The organism is Streptomyces sp. NBC_01077, from assembly GCF_045162855.1.
Classification (GTDB): Bacteria; Actinomycetota; Actinomycetes; order Streptomycetales; family Streptomycetaceae; genus Streptomyces.
In genome coordinates this window covers 2774398-2793518 of record NZ_CP108669.1, presented here as the reverse complement: position 1 = coordinate 2793518, position 19121 = coordinate 2774398, and the positions used below count along the sequence as shown (strand labels likewise).

General features: G+C 73.9%; 18 protein-coding genes. 8 read left to right on the top strand and 10 right to left on the bottom strand.

Going from position 1 to position 19121, the window contains the following annotated elements; all coding sequences use genetic code 11:
* Positions 1-6: 6 nt before the first annotated feature.
* The 6 genes from OG462_RS12460 to OG462_RS12435 form a co-directional block, all read right to left on the bottom strand.
* The gene (locus tag OG462_RS12460) at positions 7-1965 is read right to left on the bottom strand and encodes a hypothetical protein (protein WP_406057329.1); all 1959 of its coding nucleotides are present in this window, start codon (positions 1963-1965) and stop codon (positions 7-9) included.
* On the bottom strand, positions 1962-2369 hold the full coding sequence (locus OG462_RS12455; protein WP_406066493.1) for a hypothetical protein: 408 nt from the start codon (positions 2367-2369) through the stop codon (positions 1962-1964). The genes OG462_RS12460 and OG462_RS12455 overlap by 4 nt, the downstream gene beginning before the upstream one ends.
* Positions 2370-2603: 234 nt before the next feature.
* Positions 2604-4052 (bottom strand): peptidoglycan D,D-transpeptidase FtsI family protein, encoded by a 1449-nt coding sequence (locus tag OG462_RS12450; RefSeq protein WP_406057327.1) that lies wholly within the window; start codon positions 4050-4052, stop codon positions 2604-2606.
* A gap of 112 nt (positions 4053-4164) precedes the next feature.
* On the bottom strand, positions 4165-4827 hold the full coding sequence (locus OG462_RS12445; RefSeq protein WP_406057325.1) for a response regulator: 663 nt from the start codon (positions 4825-4827) through the stop codon (positions 4165-4167).
* A complete protein-coding gene (locus tag OG462_RS12440; RefSeq protein WP_406057323.1) occupies positions 4824-6092 on the bottom strand; it encodes a sensor histidine kinase in 1269 nt (422 codons plus the stop codon). Before OG462_RS12440 ends, OG462_RS12445 begins: the two co-directional genes overlap by 4 nt.
* Entirely contained in the window at positions 6089-7084 is a 996-nt protein-coding gene (locus OG462_RS12435) for a hypothetical protein (RefSeq protein WP_406057321.1), read from the bottom strand. The genes OG462_RS12440 and OG462_RS12435 overlap by 4 nt, the downstream gene beginning before the upstream one ends.
* A 187-nt stretch (positions 7085-7271) precedes the next feature.
* On the opposite strand from OG462_RS12435, the gene OG462_RS12430 reads away from it, so the two are divergent.
* On the top strand, positions 7272-7769 hold the full coding sequence (locus tag OG462_RS12430) for a cupin domain-containing protein (RefSeq protein ID WP_406057319.1): 498 nt from the start codon (positions 7272-7274) through the stop codon (positions 7767-7769).
* Between the two features lie 17 nt (positions 7770-7786).
* Here the strand turns inward: OG462_RS12430 and OG462_RS12425 are convergent, their stop codons facing one another.
* Complete coding sequence (locus OG462_RS12425; RefSeq protein WP_266890473.1) at positions 7787-8557, bottom strand: IclR family transcriptional regulator; 771 nt, start codon at positions 8555-8557, stop codon at positions 7787-7789.
* 149 nt (positions 8558-8706) lie between these two features.
* Between OG462_RS12425 and OG462_RS12420 the strand changes: the two genes are divergently transcribed.
* Positions 8707-10209 carry an aldehyde dehydrogenase (NADP(+)) gene (locus tag OG462_RS12420; RefSeq protein WP_406057317.1) on the top strand — a complete coding sequence of 501 codons (1503 nt, stop codon included), beginning with the start codon at positions 8707-8709 and terminating at the stop codon, positions 10207-10209.
* Between the two features lie 76 nt (positions 10210-10285).
* Here the strand turns inward: OG462_RS12420 and OG462_RS12415 are convergent, their stop codons facing one another.
* Positions 10286-11305 (bottom strand): zinc-dependent alcohol dehydrogenase family protein, encoded by a 1020-nt coding sequence (locus OG462_RS12415; RefSeq protein WP_406057315.1) that lies wholly within the window; start codon positions 11303-11305, stop codon positions 10286-10288.
* A gap of 100 nt (positions 11306-11405) precedes the next feature.
* Here OG462_RS12415 and OG462_RS12410 point away from each other — a divergent pair, with 100 nt between their 5' ends.
* The gene (locus OG462_RS12410) at positions 11406-12317 is read left to right on the top strand and encodes an AraC family transcriptional regulator (RefSeq protein WP_406066491.1); all 912 of its coding nucleotides are present in this window, start codon (positions 11406-11408) and stop codon (positions 12315-12317) included.
* 10 nt (positions 12318-12327) lie between these two features.
* Here OG462_RS12410 and OG462_RS12405 read toward each other — a convergent pair whose 3' ends face one another.
* The gene (locus tag OG462_RS12405; protein ID WP_406057313.1) at positions 12328-13701 is read right to left on the bottom strand and encodes an MFS transporter; all 1374 of its coding nucleotides are present in this window, start codon (positions 13699-13701) and stop codon (positions 12328-12330) included.
* A 72-nt stretch (positions 13702-13773) separates the two neighbouring features.
* On the opposite strand from OG462_RS12405, the gene OG462_RS12400 reads away from it, so the two are divergent.
* From OG462_RS12400 to OG462_RS12385, 4 genes are all read left to right on the top strand, one after another.
* Entirely contained in the window at positions 13774-14790 is a 1017-nt protein-coding gene (locus OG462_RS12400) for a GlxA family transcriptional regulator (RefSeq protein WP_406057311.1), read from the top strand.
* 6 nt (positions 14791-14796) lie between these two features.
* On the top strand, positions 14797-15273 hold the full coding sequence (locus OG462_RS12395) for a GNAT family N-acetyltransferase (protein ID WP_406057310.1): 477 nt from the start codon (positions 14797-14799) through the stop codon (positions 15271-15273).
* Positions 15274-15336: 63 nt separating this feature from the next.
* Positions 15337-16044, top strand: a complete 708-nt coding sequence (locus OG462_RS12390) for a DsbA family oxidoreductase (protein WP_406057308.1) — start codon at positions 15337-15339, stop codon at positions 16042-16044.
* A 209-nt stretch (positions 16045-16253) separates the two neighbouring features.
* Complete coding sequence (locus tag OG462_RS12385) at positions 16254-17312, top strand: aminotransferase class V-fold PLP-dependent enzyme (protein ID WP_406057306.1); 1059 nt, start codon at positions 16254-16256, stop codon at positions 17310-17312.
* Between the two features lie 25 nt (positions 17313-17337).
* On the opposite strand, the gene OG462_RS12380 is transcribed toward OG462_RS12385, so the two are convergent.
* Positions 17338-17892: a MarR family winged helix-turn-helix transcriptional regulator gene (locus tag OG462_RS12380; RefSeq protein WP_406057305.1), complete on the bottom strand. Its 555-nt coding sequence runs from the start codon at positions 17890-17892 to the stop codon at positions 17338-17340.
* Between the two features lie 116 nt (positions 17893-18008).
* Here OG462_RS12380 and OG462_RS12375 point away from each other — a divergent pair, with 116 nt between their 5' ends.
* On the top strand, positions 18009-19076 hold the full coding sequence (locus OG462_RS12375; RefSeq protein WP_406057303.1) for an alkene reductase: 1068 nt from the start codon (positions 18009-18011) through the stop codon (positions 19074-19076).
* Positions 19077-19121: the final 45 nt, after the last annotated feature.

The following is a 19121-nucleotide window of genomic DNA, read 5'->3' as shown; positions in this document are numbered from 1 at the left end:
GACCTCTCAGAGAAGCCGAGAAGAGCCCTCTTCGATCGCGAGCAGCGCGGCGCGGACCGCCTCGCACAGCTCGTCGTCGTCCGGCACCGACCGCCAGCTGCCGTGCTCGACCGGCCGCTCGTCCGCGTCGAGGAAGGCCCGAAGGGCCGGTACGGCGGGGGCCGCGGCCGGGCCGATCTCGGCGAGCAGCCGGACCGCCCCGGTGACCGCGGGCAGGACACCGCCCGCGGTGAACGGCTCGATCGCCCTCACGAGCGCCGGCACCACCTCGTCCGCGCGGCCGGTGATCCGCCACAGCGCCTCGCCGGCCCGCAGCGGCAGCCACCCGGTCGCGTCCGCGCGCAGCAACTCTCGCAGCCTTTCGACGTACGGGGCGCCTGCCGCGCCGAGCTCGCCGAGCACCACCGCCGGGTTGTCGTCACCGTACGACTCGCCCAGGCGCGGCAGGAACAGCGCGAGCGCGGGCTCCATGTCGCCGGTCAGCCTGCCGTACGCCAGGGCGAGCGAGCGCGGCGCGAACGCCTGCCCCTCCGGCGGGGAGTCGATCAGCGCCCGCAGCCGCGCCCGGTCCACGACCGCCGCCGCCTCCGGGCCGATCGCCGCGAGCGCCTCCCCCGCCCACACGGCTCCGAGGGTCTCCAGGAGCGCGCACAGCTCGGGGACCGCGGGAGCCGCCGCCGGACCCCAGGCCGTCAGGACCTGGCACAGCGCCCGGGCCTCGTCGACCGAGCGCACGGCCGTGAGCCGGGCCCGCAGCGGGGGAAGCAGCACCCCGGCGTGCGCGGCGAGCGGGGCGAGTGTCGCGAGCAGGCCGAGTTCGTGGGTCCACCAGCTGGGGGAGTGGACGCCGAAGTACGAGAACCCCAGGCGTTCCCCGGCGAGACGCCGCGCGAGCGGGGCCGCGCAGCGCGGGTCGCCGATCCGGGCGAGTGCCCACAGGGCGTGGTCCTGTGCGGGCAGATACGGCTCGCCCTCGTCGGTGACCATGCCGGCGAGCCGGTCCGCCCACGGCCGGGCGGCGGCCCCGCACATGCCGAGGACGCGCGCGGCGAAGAGCCGGTTGTCGGGTTCGGTGTCGTCGAGGCAGGCGGCCACCGGGGGCAGCAGCGTCGGTACGGCCGAACGCCAACGGCCCAGCTCCGCGGCTGCCGCCTCCAGGGCACCGCGCCGGACCGCCGCGTCGGCGTTCGCGAGCAGTGTCCCGATCAGGTCGACGCGCCCGGTCCGGTCGTCGCCGAGGAGGGCGACCGCCCCGGCGACCGAACGCCCGCCGAGGTCGCCGCCGTTCAGGACCTCGGCGACCACGCGCGCGTAGCGGGGGTCGTCGCCGTCGGGGACGGCGGACCGCAGCGCCTCCACGGCCCGCAGCCGCTCCCCGGGGTACGCCGCCGGTTCCGTCAGCTCCCACAGTCGGCGCACGGTGTCGGCCTGCTCCCGGGCGGCGTGCTCGGCGAGTTCGCCGGCCGCCTCCACGATCCTGTGCCGGACGTCGGGGACGGTCTCCAGGGGCCAGCGGGTCCACAGGGCGGCCAGCACCTCGTCGGCTCGTCCCTGGGCCTCGGAGAGGGCGCCGGCGCCCCCCGCCCGTACCTCGGGGGAGGGGTCGTGGAGCAGCGGGAGCAGCGCCGTGACGGCCAGGTCCCAGACCTCCGGCCAGCCCGGGGCGACCCAGCGCCGCTCGGTCCTGTTCCCGTCGTAGGCGAGGCACTCGACCAGTTCCAGGAGGTCCGGCCGTACCGTCACGTCGGGGTCGGCGGCCGCACGGACCACGAACGGCAGCGCCGCCACGGCGGACGAGAAGATGCCGCCGCCCTGGTGGTAGACCTTCGTGAGGAGTTCGTCGGCGGCCTCGACCGCCTCCTCCGGCCGGTACAGGGCCCGCAGGTGCCCCGGTACGTCCCCGGCGGGCCCGTACGCGTGCTCCAGGGTGTTCCAGGAGATGGCGTCGATACCGTCGTTCGTCACGCGCCGGCTCCCTGCTCCTCGAACGGGGGCTTCGCGTGCGCCTTCTCGTACCGCAGCGCAGCCCCCGTCACCACCGCACCGAGCCCCTCCCACAGACCCACGCCCAGGAAACCGGCCGGGGCGCGGCCGGAGACGACCGCGAGGGTGAAGACCGCGCAGGTGAGGAGCCGGAAGGGGACCGTCCAACGGAAGAAGGGCTTCCAGTCGGCGAGGGCGGCGAGCACGTAGTAGACGCCCATGTTGAGTGCGGCCATCGAGGAGGCGGTCAGGAAGACGAGGGTGTGGTCGCCGTCCGCGCGTCCGCCGTCGGGCACCGGCTCGAAGCCCATCACCGTGAGCAGCGCGTCCGGTACGACCAGGCCCACCACCCCCAGCGCGGCGGCGAGGACGCCGAACACGGCCATGGTCCAGCCGGACAGGGAACGGGGCAGACGCACGGCGGTCCTCCGCGAGGTGAGCAGGATCAGTGGTTCGCATCCACGGTGCGCATCCAGGGTTCGAATGCGTGCTCGGACGCGAGCGTGACCCTGCATATCGCGTGACGGGCCCCGACGGCCAATCGGTGCACGGCCGAAGGGATTTCGCCGCCGACCGACAACGGTCGGGACCGCCTCGTACGGACCGGGCCCCTCGTCACCTCACTTCAGTGCCGCTGCCATCATCTTCTGCGCCACCGGGGCCGCCAGACCGTTGCCGCTGACCTCGGAGCGGGCCGCGCCCGAGTCCTCGATCATCACCGCGACGGCGACCTGCTTCCCGGTCGAGGGGTCCTTCGCGTACGAGGTGAACCAGGCGTACGGCGTCTTGCTGTTGTTCTCGCCGTGCTGCGCCGTACCCGTCTTGCCGCCGACCTCGGCCCCGCTGATCGCCGCGTTGGTGCCCGTGCCCTCGTCCACCACGGTCCGCATCGCGCTGCGCAGCTGTTCCGCCGTCGAGGAGGAGACGATCCGCTCGCTGTCGCCGTCCTTGAACGTCGTGAGCGCGTCGCCGTCGGAGTCGACGACCTCCGACACCATGTGCGGGGCTGCGAGCAGACCGTCGTTGGCGATCGCCGCCGACACCATCGCCATCTGCAGCGGGGTGGCGGTCACGTCGAACTGGCCGATGCCGGTGAGGGCCGTCTGCGCCTTGTCCATGCCGGACGGGTACACGCTCGCGTAGGCGCGGACCGGGACGTCGAGCTCGTCGTCATTGAAGCCGAACTTCTCCGCCATCGCCTTCACCGTGTCCTGCCCCAGGTCGGCCGCCATCTTGGCGAAGACGTTGTTGCAGGAGTAGCGGAGCGCGGTCCGGATCGTGGCGTTCTCGCAGGGCGCGGACGCGTTCTCGTTCTTCAGCACGGTCCGGGTGTTCGGCAGGGTGTACGGGTCGGGGCTCTCCGTCGCCGTGTCCACCGAGCCGTACAGACCCTCCTCCAGGGCCGCCGCCGCGACGACCAGCTTGAACGTGGATCCGGGCGGCAGCGGCTGGCGCAGCGCCCGGTTGACCAGAGGCTTGTCCTCGTCGGTGGTCAGCGACTTCCAGGCGTCGCCGTCCGAGGTCCCGGCGATCTTCGACGGGTCGTAGGACGGGGTGGAGACCATCGCGAGGATGCGGCCGGTGGCCGGGTCGACGGCGACGGCCGCGCCCTTCTTGCCGCCCAGCGCCCGGTAGGCGGCCTTCTGCACGTCCGGGTCGATCGTGGTGACGACCGTGCCCGGCTCCTGCTGCTTGCGGGTGACGGCGTCGATCGGGTTCTTCAGCCGGTCGTCGGTGCCGTCGAGGACGTCGGAGTAGATGCCCTCCAGCTGGGTGGCACCGTACGCCTGCGAGCTGTAGCCGGTCACCGCCGCGTACAGCTCGCCGTCCGTGTACGTACGGCGGTACTCGAGGTCCGTTTCCTCCGTCTTCTTCGAGCCGGTGACCGGCGAACCGGCCACGACGATGTTCCCGAGCGGCTGCGCGTACTGCGCGATCGTCTTCCGCCGGTTCTTCTTGTCGTCCGCGAGCGCCTTCCCCTCGTACGCCTGCACCCAGGTGGCCCGGCCCAGCAGGGCGAGCACCAGGAGCAGCACGAAGACCGAGGTGCGCCTGATCGTCTTGTTCATCGCACTTGTGGGGACGAACGACCCGGTGGGGGACGTTCCGGATGTGGCCGGTTTCTCAGCGAACCTTCATGTCGATGTGTGCCGGGTCACGTCTTCCGCCGTGGTCGCCGGCTCACCCCGCCCGTACGAACCCCGACTCGTACGCCAGGATCACCGCCTGCGTGCGGTCCCGGGCGCCCGACTTCGCCAGGACCGACGCCACGTGCGTCTTGACCGTGGCCGCGCCGACGCCCATCCGGCCGGCGATCTCCGCGTTCGTGAGGCCGGTCGCCACCAGGCGCAGCACCTCCGCCTCCCGCTCGGTGAGCCGCGCCACCCAGGGCGGTGCCACCGGCGCCCGGTGGCGGGCGTGCTCGGCGGCCAGGCGCCGTACCGCCGCCGGGTAGAGCAGCGAGTCGCTCCGGGCGACCAGCCGGACCGCGCTCACCAGCTCCTCCACCGCCGCCCGCTTCAGCAGGAAGCCGGCCGCGCCGACGCGCAGCGCGTCGTACACGTACGCGTCGTTCTCGAAGGTGGTCACCACCACGATCCGGGGCGGCTCCGCCATCCCGGCGAGGATCTGCTCGGTGGCCCGGATCCCGTCGATCTCCGGCATCCGGACGTCCATGAGGACGACGTCGGGCCGCTCGGCCCGCACCACCGACACCGCCTCGGCGCCGGTGGACGCCTCGCCGACGACCTCCAGGTCGGGCTCCGCGTCCAGGATGACCCGCAGGGCCGTCCGCACCATCCGCTCGTCGTCGGCGACCACCACCCGGATCGCCGCGGCGCTCATCGGGGGATCCTGACCGCGAGGCGCCAGACGCCGTCCGCCGGGCCGGCCTCGGCGGTGCCGCCGAGCAGCCGGGCCCGTTCGGTGATCCCTCGGAGGCCGCGACCGCCGTTCGGGCGGGCGACCGGCGGCCGCGCGGGCAGGGGGTTCTCCATGGTGATCTCCAACTCCTCGGTACGGGCGTCGAGCCGTACGGCGACGGGCTCCCCGCCCGCGTGCCGGGCCGCGTTCGTCAGCCCTTCCTGAACGATCCGGTACGCCTCCCGGGACAGCGCCTCCGGTACGGGGGCCAGGTCACCGGAGACGGCCAGCGCCACCTTCGGTCCCGCGCCCCGCACCAGGGCCTCCAGGGCATCGAGCCCCGGCCCGGGCCCGGGCCCCGATCCTTCCCCGGTCTCACCGCCCCCGGTGTCCTCGTCGCGCCGCAGCAGGCCGAGGACCCAGTCCAGCTCGCCCACCGTGCGCCGGGTGGTCTCCTCGATCGCGGTCAGCGCCTCCCGGACGAACGCCAGATCCGCCCCGTCGCCGCCGTCCAGGACCCGGCGGGCCGCACCCGCCTGCAGGGTGACCGCGCTCAGCGCGTGGCCGACCGAATCGTGCAGCTCCCGGGCCAGCCGGTTGCGGGACTCCGCCTCCGCCGCGCGCCGCTCGGCCGCCGCGAGCCGGTCCGCCGGACTCGGCCCGAGCAGCCGGGGTGCCTCCCGGGCGAGCAGGGCGCCGGTCGCGGCGGCCACGGCGGCGAGCGCGAGCAGCATCAGGAGGCCCGCCGGGAGCGCCGCCCAGGCCCACCAGGGCCGGTCGAGACCCCAGAACCGGCCCAGCTCCGACGCACGCAGCGACGGCGAGAACGGCAGCGCCATCAAGGACACCGCGAACGGCGGCAGGGCGAGCGTCGCCCCGCTGATCAGCGCCCCGGCGCCCAGGTGCAGGGCGAACCAGCCGGCCGTCCGTGCCTTCGCCTCCCGGCCCCGGGCCGGGCCGTCCGCGAACCGGTCCGCCGGAACCCCGCACAGCGCCCGCGCCGCCGCCACAGACATCGGCCGGGCCAGCGGGAAGAGCGCGGCGACCGCGACGAGCGGAAGCGCCACCGCGTACGCCCCGAACTGCACCCCGAGCCCGCCGGTGAACATGCCGCCGTCGTCGAGCAGGGGTCCCATGACCAGGGTGCCGACCATCCAGAACGGCATGAACAGCGCGCCGCCCACGATGAGATGGAGCCAGCGCCGCCTGGCCCGCTGCCCGAGGAGGGCGACCGCGCTCCGTCTCACGCCTCGACGCTCCGCCGCCGCAGGAAGGCGGCCACGCACGCGGCGAGCAGGAACCCGGTGATCATGTCGCCAGCGTAGGACAGCCGCATCGCGGCCGTGACCTCTTGGTCGGGATTCGACACCGGCAGCAGTGCGACGAGCGACATGTAGGCGCCCCAGCAGCCGGTCGCGGCCGGCGCGATCCAGGCGAGGGCGAGCACGGGGCGGACCCGGAGGCGGGTGGGCCGGCGGAGGACGAGGAGCAGGGTGGAGACCACGGCGACGACGAGGAAGCCGAGCCACTGGGCCTCCAGGACGTAGAAGTCGGGGTCGCGTTCGGCGGTCCGGAGGTCGGACAGGCCCGCCGTCGCACCGGCCGCCCACATCAGGTGGGGGACGCAGGACACGAGCGCCAGCGCCGCGGCGCCCAGGGCCGTGGCCCGCACCCACAGGGGGGCGGTGCGCGCGGGGAGTTCGCCGAGCCGGCCGCTCCAGAGGTGGCCCCAGCGGTCGCGCGCGTACAGGGCGAAGAGGGTGCCGAGGGAGAGCCCCTGGAGGATGAAGCCGCCGTAGACGACGCCGAACACCCAGGGTTCCAGGAAGGGTTCGGCGGGTGCGGCCGCCCGGTCGTCGCCGGTGAGGAGGGCGACCGCGAGCTGGGCGGGGAAGCCGGTCATGATCGGGGTGAGCAGCCCGGTCGCCGCCCACATCGGGAGGGCGAGGAGCCAGGCGGGCACCCGCAGGCCCCAGGGCCGGGTGAGGAGCAGGGCGAGGACGACCACCAGGGCGTCGGCCACCAGCGTGATCGAGTTGCCGACGATCATCGCCTGCCGGTGCTCCAGGAGCACGCTCCCGGCCGGGATGCCGATCTCGCTGCCCGCCACCCAGGCGGTCTTGAGCGAGACGTACGGGACGCAGGCGAGGATCGCGAGGCCGCGCAGCGCCCGGCGGGCGCCGCTCGTGCGGTGGTCGGCGCCGGGCGCCGGGGCGGGGAGGTGCGCGGTCTGTGTCATGGCCCCACGCTCGCGCGTGCGCCCCCGGCACCACCTCCTGCGCACCGGTGATCCGCCTCCGCCGCGCGGGGGAGGCGGCCTCCTCCGGGGGCCGCGTGGCGCTCGCCCCCACAGGCCCGATTGACCCATGATTTCTAAGATCAATTGCACCTGTGGTGCGGGTCAATGACGCTCTAAAGTAGTGATCATGAACGAGAACGCGCCCTTCGCCCCGCTCCTGACCCGCGCCGTCACCGCCGAGACCACGGCAGACCCCAGCAGCGTGATGACCCTGCTCGCCGACTCCGACACCACCGGCGGTCAGCTCACCAGCTACCGCTCCACCTTCGCGAAGGGCGCGGTCGGCGCCCCGGCGCACTTCCACACCAAGGCCTCGGAGATGTTCTTCGTGCTCGGCGGCTCGCTCCAGGTCCTCGTGAACGAGGAGCTGACCGTCCTGGAGCAGGGCGACTTCCTCCTCGTCCCGCCGCACACTCCGCACGCCTTCGCGGCGGCGCCCGGTGCCGAGGCCGACGTCCTCTTCGCCTTCACGCCCGGCATGGCCCGCTTCGACTACCTGCGCCTCCTCGGCCGCGTCATGCGCGGCGAGGCGAGCTTCGAGGAGATCAAGGCGTCCTCGGAGCAGTACGACAACCACTACGTGGACAGCCCGGTCTGGCAGAAGGCGCTCGCCGAGCGCGGCTGACCTCCTGGTGGGGAGGATCAGAGACGGCGGGTCGCCAGCGTCAGCCGGTCCCGCGCGTCGAAGAGCGCGTCCTTGATCATCTGCTCGTGGGCCGGGGTGAGCCGCGCCACCGGCACCGAGCAGCTGATCGCGTCCCGCGCCGGCGTCCGGTACGGGATCGCGACGCCGAAGCAGCGCAGCCCCAGCGTGTTCTCCTCGCGGTCCACCGAGATGCCCTGCTCGCGGATGACGCGCAGTTCCTCGATGAGCTGCTCGCGGTCGGTGATCGTGTGCTCGGTCAGCGCCGGGAGGGTCTCCGGCAGCAGCTTGCGCACCTGCTCGTCGGTGTGGGTGGCGAGCAGCGCCTTGCCGAGCGACGTCGAGTGCGCCGGCAGCCGGCGCCCGACCCGGGTGAACGGCCGCAGATAGTGCTGGGACTGACGGGTCGCCAGGTAGACCACGTTGGTGCCGTCGAGCCGCGCCAGGTGGATGGTCTCGGTGGTGTCGTCGGAGAGCCGGTCCAGGGTGGGCCGGGAGGCGGCCACCACCTCGTCGCCGTCGATGTACGAGGTGCCGACGAGCAGCGCCCGTACCCCGATGCCGTACCGCGTGCCGGTCGCGTCCGTCTCCACCCAGCCCAGCTCGACCAGGGTGCGCAGCAGCATGTACAGGCTGGACTTGGGGTAGCCGACGGCCTCCTGGACGGCGGCGAGCGAGTGCATCCCCGGGCGCCCGGCGAAGTACTCGAGCAGCTCCACGGTCCGCACAGCGGACTTCACCTGCGCTCCGCCCGCGTCGGCAGTCGCCATGACCCTCGCCCCTTTTCCGTCGTCCGGTCGTCCCGTGGCCACCTGGCTGAACGGGGCCCTTGTGGAGACGGCCGGGCCGTCCCTAAAGTCCCGTACGGATGCGTTCATCTACGGGAACTGTGTTCAGAATAGCGAACAGGGGCGTGGCAGTGGCGGCAGAACCAGTGTGGAGTGTGGACCCCCGGACGGGGAAGCCGCGCGAGCAGGTTGCGGTGGAGGCCGTGGCGGAGGACGTCGACCGGTCCGTGCGGGCCGCGTACGAGGTCCGCGAGGCCCTCGCCGACCGAACTGTACGGGCCGCCTTCCTCCGTACCGCGGCCGACCTCCTCGATGAGGCCGGTGAGCGGATCGTCGAGACCGCCGACGCCGAGACCGCCCTCGGGTCGGTCCGCCTCACCGGAGAACTCGCGCGCACCACCGCGCAGTTGAGGGCCTTCGCCGAGGTCGTCGAGGAGGGCTCCTTCCTCGACATCCGGATCGACCTGCCCGACCCGGACGCCACCCCGCCCCGGTCGGACATGCGCCGCTGGAAGATCCCGCTCGGCGTCGTCGCCGTCTACGCCGCCAGCAACTTCCCGCTCGCCTTCTCCGTCCCCGGCGGCGACACCGCGAGCGCCCTCGCAGCCGGCTGCCCCGTGGTGGTCAAGGCCCACCCCGACCACCCGGCCACCTCCGAACTCTGCGCCTCACTGCTGCGCCGCGCCGCCGCCAAGGAAGGCCTCCCCGAGGACGTCCTCGTCCTCGTCCACGGCTTCGACGCGGGCGTGGAACTCGTCCGCCACCCGCTCGTCGCGGCGGCGGGCTTCACCGGTTCGGTACGCGGCGGACGGGCGCTCTTCGACGCCGCGGCCGCCCGGCCCGTGCCGATCCCCTTCCACGGCGAACTCGGCTCCCTCAACCCGGTCGTGATCACCCCGGCCGCCGTCGAGGAGCGGGCCGAGGAGATCGGGGCCGGCCTGGCCGGCTCCATGACGCTGGGCGCGGGCCAGTTCTGCACCAAGCCCGGATTCGTCCTGGCCCCCCGGGGCGAGGCGGGCGACCGCTTCCTCGCCGCGCTCACCGCCGGGGTCGGCGGGACCGAACCGGCCGTGATGCTCGACCACCGCATGCGGGACGCCTTCGTCACCGGCGTCGCCGAGCGCGGCGCGCTCGACGGGGTCCGGACCCCCGTCACCCCCGGCGCCGGCGGCGACCACACGGTCAGCGCCGGCGTCCTCGCCGTCGACGCCGACCGGCTCACCGGGGGCGCGTCCACGGACCACCACCTCCTCCTGGAGGAGTGCTTCGGACCGGTCACCGTCGTCGCCCGCTACTCCTCCCGCGAGGAAGTCACCGCCGTCCTCGGCCGCCTGCCCGGCAACCTCACCGCCACCCTCCACATCGCCGAGCAGGACGGCGACGCGGCCTCGCTCCTCGCCGAACTCACCCCGCTGGCGGGCCGCGTCCTCGTCAACGGCTGGCCCACCGGGGTCGCCGTCGCCGCCGCCCAGCACCACGGCGGCCCCTACCCGGCCACCACCTCCACCAGCACCTCGGTCGGCGCGACCGCGATCGAGCGCTGGCTCCGACCGGTCACGTACCAGTCGACCCCCGACCATCTGCTCCCGCCCGAGCTCCGCGACGGCAACCCGCTGGACCTGCCGAGGCGTTGACCCCTGGGGCTGGGGCTGGGGCTGGGGCTGGGGCTGGGGCTGGGGCTGGGGCCGGGGCCGGGGCTGAGGCCGTGCCTCAGTGCCGCACGCGCACCACGATCTTCCCGGTGTGCGTGTTGGACTCCATCAGCCGATGGGCGTCGGCGATCCGCTCCAGACCCTCGAAGGTCTCCGCGATCACCGGCGCCAGGGAGCCGTCCCGCAGCCCCGAGCCGATGAACCCGGCCGCGCGGCGGCGCCCCTCCTCGGTCCTGGCGAGCGCACCGTTGGCGTACCCGTGCGTGGTCAGCGGCCAGTTCATCGACAGCTCGACCGGGCGCGGGTCCAGGAAGCCGTACAGCACGGCGGTCCCGCCGGGCCGCAGCGCGTCCCCGAGCCGGGCGAAACCGGGCCCGCCGATCGCGTCGAACACCAGGTCCGCGCCCGCCCCGCCGGTGATCCGCCGCACCTCCTCCACCAGGTCATCGGCGTCCGGGGTCTCCGTCACGATCACATGCGCGGCCCCGAGCTCCAGGAGCCGCTTCCGCTTGGCCTCGCCGCGCGTGGTGGCGATCGGCACCGCGCCGATCCGCAGCGCCGTCTGGATCGCGGCCGTCCCCACCCCGCTCGACGCGCCCGTGATCACCACGTGGTCGCCGGGGCGCAGCCCGCCGGTCAGCACCATCCCGCCGTACGCGGTGAAGTACGTCAGCCAGACCGCCGCCGCCGTCACCGCGTCCACCCCCTCGGGCCGGGCCACCAGGTACTCCTCCGGCAGCACCACCCGCTCCGCGTACACGCCGAACGTCCCGAAGTCGAAGTTGGCCGCCGCCATCACCGGGTCGCCCGGGGCGTACGCGGTGACCCCCGCGCCGACCGCCTCCACCACGCCGGCCGCCTCGTAGCCGAGCCGCGAACCGGGCAGCGTCGCCCGGTAGTAGTAAGTGCCCTCGCGGAACAGCGCCTCGGCGCGGTTGAGCCCGATCGCCTCGACCCGTACGAGCACCTCCCCGGGCCCGGGGGCGGGCAGCGCCACCTCCTCCACCGTCAGCACCTCGGGACCGCCGAGCTCGTGGAAGAGAACTGCCCTGGTCGTCCTGCCTGTTGTCGTCGTCATGCCTCGACCGTACGAGGGCTCGGCAAGACGATCCATATCCTCATGACTCCTGTCCATGTCTGATCGTCTCGCCGTCCTCGACGAGGAGTACGGTGCCGGGATGGACGTACTGAGCGATGCCATCGCCGCCATGCGCACCGGCCGGCCCCACTCCTCCCGCACGGTCCGCTTCGCGCCCTGGGGATTCCGCTTCTCCCCGAGCAGGGGCGCCGGATTCCACGTCGTCCTCCAGGGGACCGCCTGGCTCCTGCCCCCGGACGACGCCCCCGTCAGGCTCGGCCCCGGCGACGTCGTCCTCCTCGCCCACGGCACCGGCCACGGCCTCGCCGACCGGCCGGACACCCCGCTCGTCGACGCCCTGCCCGCGTCCGACGGCTCCTGGCCCACCCTGCCCGACCGGGGCCCGATCGGCGCGGAGGAGACCCTGCTCCTCTGCGGCGCCTACCAGCTCAGCCGGGCCCGCGCCCACCCGCTCCTCACGGAGCTCCCCCCGTACGTCCACTTCCCCGCCCGGGTCGGCGCCCACGACCGGCTGCGCGCCGCCGTCGACCTGCTCGGCGCCGAACTCGCCGAACCCCAGCCGGGATCCGACGCGATCGTGCCCGCCCTGCTCGACACCCTGCTCCTCTACCTGCTGCGCACGTGGTGGCTCGGCGTCTGCGCCGACCGCTCCACGGGCTGGGCGGCCGCCCTGAGCGACCCGGTGGTCGCCGGAGCCCTCCGGGCCCTCCACGGCGACCCGGCCAGGGCCTGGACGGTCGAGGAGCTCGGTGCTCTCGGCGGCCTCTCCCGCGCCGCCTTCGCCCGCCGGTTCACCGCCGTGGTCGGCCGCTCACCCCTCGCGTACCTCACCTGGTGGCGCATGACCACGGCGGGCCGGCTGCTCCGCTCCGACGACCTCCCGCTCCGCGCGGTCGCCCAACGCTCGGGCTACTCCTCGGAGTTCGCCTTCGCCAAGGCCTTCAAGCGGGAGTACGGGGTGGCGCCGGGTCAGTACCGCAAGGGTGCCTGAGCCCGCCCGCTCAGGCCCCGCGGCCCGGCAGCCGGAGGGACGCCAGGGTCGTCAGGGTCAGCAGGGCCGCGCTGATCAGGAGGCTCGCGCGGAGGGCCGATTCCATCGACGCGGCCGCCAAGGAGCCGAAGACCGCGATCGCGAGGGCGCCCGCGGTCTGCCGCACTGCGTTCAGGAGACCCGCCGCCGTGCCCGCCCGTTCCGCCGGGACCGCCTCCATCATCGAGGCGATCAGCGGCGGCAGCGAGAAGCCCGCCCCGAGCGCCAGCGGGACCAGGAGCAGGGCCTGTACCGGGCGCGAGGTGTCCGCGTCCACCGTGAGGAGCCCGAGCAGGCCCGCCACCGCGACCGACTGGCCGAGGACGATCGGCAGCCTCGCCCCGTACCGCGCCGCCACCCTCGCCGACAGGATGTTCACCCCGGCGAGCAGCCCCGTCATCGGCAGGAACATCAGCCCGGCGGCCAGCGGGGAGAGGCCGAGCACCTGCTGGAAGAAGAGACTGAAGACGAAGAGCATCCCGTAGAAGGCCACGCTGTTCGCCGAACCCGCCGCCACCGCGACCGCCACCGTCGTGTTCCGGAGGAGCCCGAGCGGCACCACCGGGTGCCGCCGCCGCGTCTCGATCACCAGGAACGCGGCGAAGGAGACCCCCGCGAGCCCCAGCGCCCACCAGGCCTCCGTGCCGCCCTCGATGGCGGCGAAGGTCAGCGCCCCGAGCGCCGTCATCGCCGTCAGCTGCCCGGGCAGGTCGAGCGGGGCCGGCCGGCGCTCCGAACGCGCCACCCGCGTCAGCAGCGCGAGCGCGAGCAGTCCGAGGGGCAGGTTGACGAAGAAGATGCCCCGCCAGCTCCACGCCGTGGTCAGCGCTCCGCCCGCGACCGGGCCGAGCGCCACCGCGACCGTGCCGCCCGCCGCCCACAGCGACACCGCGCGGGCCCGCCGCCCCGGATCCCCGTACGCCTCCCGTACGAGCGCGAGCGAGGCCGGCAGCATCACGGCCGCCGCCACGCCCTGCACCGCCCGCGCAGCCAGGAGCGCCGGAAGGCCCGGGGCCAGACCGCAGGCGGCCGAGGCGAGGACGAAGACGACGACCCCGATCCCGTACGCCCGGCTCGCCCCGACCCGGTCGGCGAGCGCCCCGCTGGAGAGCAGCAGCGCGGCGAAGGCCAGCGTGTACGAGTCGACCACCCACTGGAGTCCGGACATCCCGGCCCGCAGATCGGCGCCGATCGCGGGCAGTGCGACGTTCACGACGGAGGTGTCGAGGGTGATGAGGGCGAACCCGAGCATCGCGGCGGCCAGAGCGGGGCCCGGGGCGGGAGAGGGTGCGGGAGGAGGTGAGGGGGAGACAACAGGGGCTTCGGCGAGGTCGGTTGAGGACATGCCCCCAGCTTCGTGATCGGCGGAGCCGTACAGTAGTGGCCTGAATGCCATATGCCCGGAGGTTCTGGCCACATGACAGCCGAGTCCGCAGCCCCGCCCCGCGTCCGCCGCGTCGCCGTGATCGCCGCCCCGCCCGTCTCGATGTTCAACCTGGCCATCCCCGAGATGCTGTTCGGCAAGGTCGAGATCGACGGCGCACCCGGGTACGAGACGGTCATCTGCGCGCCCGACCCCGGGCCCGTCACCACCGCCGGGGGTCTGGACCTGCTCGTCCCGCGCGGCCTCGACGCCGTGACGGAGGCCGACACCGTGGTCCTCGCGGGCGGCGGCTCCTCCGCCGACCCCGACCCGCGCATCCTCGACGCCCTGCGCGGCGCCGCCGCCGCGGGCAAGCGGATCGCCTCCATCTGCACCGGCGCCTTCGCGCTCGCCGAGGCCGGACTGCTCGACGGCCGGGCGGCGACGACCTACTGGGCGTACCGCTCGCTGCTCGCCGCCCGCCACCCGGCCGTCGACCTCCAGGACGACGTGCTGTTCGTCCAGGACGGGCCCGTGCTCACCTCCTCCGGATACGCGGCGGGCATCGACCTCTGCCTGCACGTCATCCGCACCGACTACGGCGCCGCCGTGGCCAACACGGTCGCCCGGCTCGCCCTCGTCGCACCCGTACGGCCCGGTGGCCAGACCCAGTTCACCCAGACCCCGCTGCCGCCCGAGCGCGGGGTCTCGTTCGCCGACACGCGCGCGTGGGCGATGGAACACCTCGACGAACCGCTCGGCCTCACCGACCTCGCCCGGCACGCGGGCGTCTCCGTCCGCACCCTCTCCCGCCGCTTCCACACCGAGACCGGCGTCAGCCCGCTCCAATGGCTGCTGCACCAGCGCGTGGAGCGGGCGAAGGAGCTCCTGGAGACCACCTCGCTCGCCATGGACGGGGTGGCCCGCGCCAGCGGGCTCGGTACCGCGGACTCCCTGCGCCGGCACCTGCTGGGCCGCACGGGCCTCACCCCGAGCGCGTACCGGTCCTCCTTCAGCCACACGACGACACCCGCCGGGCGTGAAACCGTCCCGTCCTTCCGTGCGTCCTGACAGTTCATGATCAGACTTGCCACTGCCGCCGACCTCGACGCCGTCGTCGCCCTTCACACCGAGGCCCGTGCCACCTACTACCGCGGCCACATCCCCGACGCCGACTTCCTCGGCGCCGAGGAGGTCGCCCGCTCCCGCACGGGCTGGGCGGGCGCCATCGACCGCGGGGCGGTCCTCTGCGCCGTACGGGACGGGGAGGTCGCGGGCATCGCCGCGTACGGGGAGCGCGAGGGCCTCATGCACCTCACCCAGCTCCACGTCCTCCCCGCCCGCTGGCGCGCGGGCGTCGGCGCCGAGCTCCACGCGGCCTGCGTGGCGAACTGGCGCGCCGCCGGGGTGACCACGGCCCGCCTGGAGGTCTTCGACAAGAACGAGCGCGCCCAGGCCTTCTACGCCGCCCAGGGCTGGACCCCCGACCCCGAGAACCCGCGTGACGGCGACCACGTCGTGCTCCGGCTCACACTGGGGACGGAAACGGAATGATCCGGGCCGGTGGGGGCGTTCCCAGGACGAACACCCCACCGGCAACCCTCGGAGAGAAGTCACATGCGCGTCGAGATCTGGAGCGACATCGCCTGCCCCTGGTGCTACATAGGCAAGGCACGCTTCGAGAAGGGGCTTGAGGCCTTCGCCCACCGCGACGACATCGAGGTCGTGCACCGCTCCTTCGAGCTCGACCCGAACCGGGCCAAGAGCGACACCGGCCCCGTCCTGCAGATGCTCGCCGAGAAGTACGGCCGCACCCTCGACGAGGCCCGCGCCATGGAGGCGCACGTCGCGTCCAACGCGCACTCCGAGGGCCTCGGCTACCGCACCGAGGGCCGCGACCACGGCAACACCTTCGACATCCACCGGCTGCTCCACCTCGCCAAGGACCGCGGGCTGCAGAACGAGCTCCTGGACCTGGCCTACCGCGCCAACTTCGCCGAGGAGCGCTCCGTCTTCGACACCGAGACCCTGGTGACGCTGGGCGTCGAGGCCGGTCTCGACGAGGCCGAGGCGCGGGCCGTCCTCGCCGACGACTCCGCCTACGCCGACGCCGTACGCGAGGACGAGCGCGAGGCCGCCGAACTCGGGGCGAACGGCGTGCCGTTCTTCGTCCTCGACCGCCGCTACGGCATCTCCGGCGGCCAGCCCGCCGAGGTCTTCACCCAGGCCCTCGAGCAGGCCTGGCAGGGCCGGGCCCTCCAGACCGTCGGCGGCGACGCGGCGGTCTGCGACACGGACGGCAGCTGCGAGGTCCCGGGCGCCTGATCGCCCGCAACCGGAACAGGCGCCTGATCGCCCGCACGCGGAACGGGCGCCTGGCTGCTCGCACGTGGAAGGGGCGCCTGACCGCCCCCGCGCGGCAACGGGCCCTGACCGCCCGCACCCACGCCCACCTGCGGAGATAAGCGCGGCTTGGGGTTTCCCCACGATCGAACCCGATTGACGGGTGATCGTGGGGAACCCAGGGTGGGAGCATGGATTCCCTGGAAGAGCCGCTCGGCGGCGCCGAGTTCGCGCCCAAGAAGACCTATCTCAACACCTCGGCGTGCGGGCTGCTGCCCCGCCGGACCATCGAGGCGGTCACGCTCCTCGCCGAGGAGACCGCCGCCGGCCGTCCCGACGGCGCCGGAAGCTTCGACATCGTGGACGAGGCCCGCGCCGCCTTCGCCCGGCTCGCCGCCGTCGCGCCCGAGCGCGTGGCCGTCGGCAGCTCCGTCGCCGTGCACTGCGGCATGATCGCCCAGTCGATGCCCGCCGGAGCCGAGATCCTCTTCCCCGAGGGCGAGTTCTCCTCCGTCATCACCCCCTTCACGATCCGCGGCGACCTCAAGACCCGGTTCGTGCCCCTGGAGCGGCTGGCCGAGTCCGTCCGCCCCGACACCGCGCTCGTCGCCTTCTCCGCCGTGCAGTCGGCGGACGGCCGGACGGCCGACTTCGCGGCGATCCGGGCCGCGGCGGCCGCGCACGGCGCCCGTACGCTCCTGGACGCCACGCAGTCGGCCGGCTGGCTGCCGCTGCGCGCGGGGGAGTGGGACTACACGGTCGCCGGCGGCTACAAGTACCTGCTCTGCCCGCGCGGGGCGTCCTTCCTCACCGTCACCGAGGAGGCGCAGGACTCGCTCCTGGCGATCCACGCCAACTGGGTCACCGGCGAGGAGCTGTGGGTCAACAGCTACGGCCCGGTCCGCGAACTGGCCCGCACCGCACGCCGGTTCGACGAGCCCGCGGCCTTCCTCTCGTACCACGGGGCGGCCCGCTCGCTCGCGCTCCTGGAGGAGATCGGCATCGAGCGGATCGAGGCCCACGACAAGGGGCTCGCGGCCCGCTTCCGCTCCGGACTCCTCGCCCTCGGCCACGCGCCGGTCATGGACGACTCGACCGTCGTCGCCGTCCCCGGCCTCGGGGACCGCGCGGACGCGCTGGCCAAGGCCGACGTCCTGCTCTCCGCCCGCGCCGGCAACCTGCGGGCGTCCTTCCACCTGTACAACACGGCGGCGGACGTGGACCGCGCCCTGGACGTCCTGGCGGGCTGAGCGGGCCCGCCCGGGTCCGCCGCTCTCAGAACCTGCCCGGCGGCGGGCACTCGCCCGCCTCGCCCGCCTCCTCGCGCAGGTTCTCCGCCACGAGGCCGAGGAGCCGGGCCAGCTCCGCCCGGTCGTCCGGGCCGAGCCCGCCCAGGGAGGCCTGCTCCAGGTCCGTCCAGACGCCCTCGACGCCGGCGCGCAGCGAGCGCCCCTCGTCCGTCGCCTCGACCAGGACGGCGCGCCGGTCGGCCGGGTCCGGGCCGCGGCGGACGTGACCACACTGCTCCAGGCGCTGGAGCATCTTGGTCACCGTCGAGGCGTCGAGGCCCAGGGACTGGATCAGCTCGGACTGGCGGACCGGCCCGCAGTCCCAGAGCCGCATCATCATCATTTCCTGGCCCGGGTAGAGGCCGAGCTCCCGCAGCCGCCGCCCCGCGGCGATCCGGTGCATCCGGGCCACCCGGGCCAGGGCGATGCTGACGGGGCCGCCCCGGGCGGCGGACGGCGCCGACTCGGTACAGGCGGACGGCGTCGACTCGGTACAGGCGGACGGCGTCGACTCGGTACAGACGGGGTCGGTTCCTGACATCGGGGCTCCTCGGGAAGGCTCTCCCCACAGATTACCTTGGCTGGCCAATCAATGGGTTACAGTGGCATCCGGGCCAGATACTTGGCCGACCACATAAATCCGTGAAGGGGACAGCCATGACCACCGCCTTCGACCCCATCGACCTCGCCGGGACCCGGCTCGCCAACCGCATCGCCATGGCGCCCATGACCCGCAGCCGCGCCGAGGCCGAGAGCCGCACCCCCACCGCGCTCGTCACCGAGTACTACGCCCAGCGGGCCTCCGCCGGACTGATCATCACCGAGGGCGTCCAGCCGGTCCCCGAGGGCCAGGGCTACCCCTTCACCCCCGGACTCCACAGCCGCGAACAGATCGCCGCGTGGCGCGAGGTCACCGACGCCGTCCACGAGCGCGGCGGAAGGATCTTCGCGCAGCTGATGCACGCCGGCCGGATCAGCCACCCCGTCGTCCTCGGCGAGGGCCTCCACCCCGTCGGCCCCTCCGCCGTCGCCCCGAAGGGCCAGCTCTTCGCCGGCACCGGACTCATCGACTTCGTCGCCCCGCGCGAGCTCACCGCCGACGAGGTGCCGGAGGCGATCGCAGGCTTCGCCACCGCCGCCCGCAACGCGGTCGAGGCCGGCTTCGACGGCGTCGAGATCCATGGCGCCAACGGCTATCTGATCCAGCAGTTCCTCGCCTCCGGCTCCAACCACCGCACCGACGAGTGGGGCGGCTCCGTCGAGAACCGCATCCGCTTCGCCGTCGAGGTCGTCAAGGCCGTCGCCGCCGAGATCGGCCCCGAGCGCACCGGCCTGCGCATCTCCCCGGCCAACACCTACAACGACATCGCGGAGACCGACACCGAGGAGCTCTACCCCGCCCTCGTCGCCGCGATCGACCCGGTCGGCATCGCGTACCTGCACGTCACGGAGCCCGCGCCCGAGATCCGCGAGCTGACCCTTGCGCTGCGCAAGGCGTTCTCCGGCACGTTCATCCTCAACCCGTCCACCGAAGGGCCGACCGGTGTCGACGCCCTGACCCTGATCGAGGACGGCACCGCCGACCTCGTCGCGTACGGGGCGCTGTTCCTCGCCAACCCCGACCTGCCCGCCCGGCTGAAGGCCGGCGGCCCGTACAACACCCCCGACGCCACGACCTTCTTCGGCGGCGACCACCGCGGCTACACCGACTACCCCGCGCTGTAGTCACACGCCGGTCCCGGTACGGGGAGGGGGCGGGGGTCCGGTGCC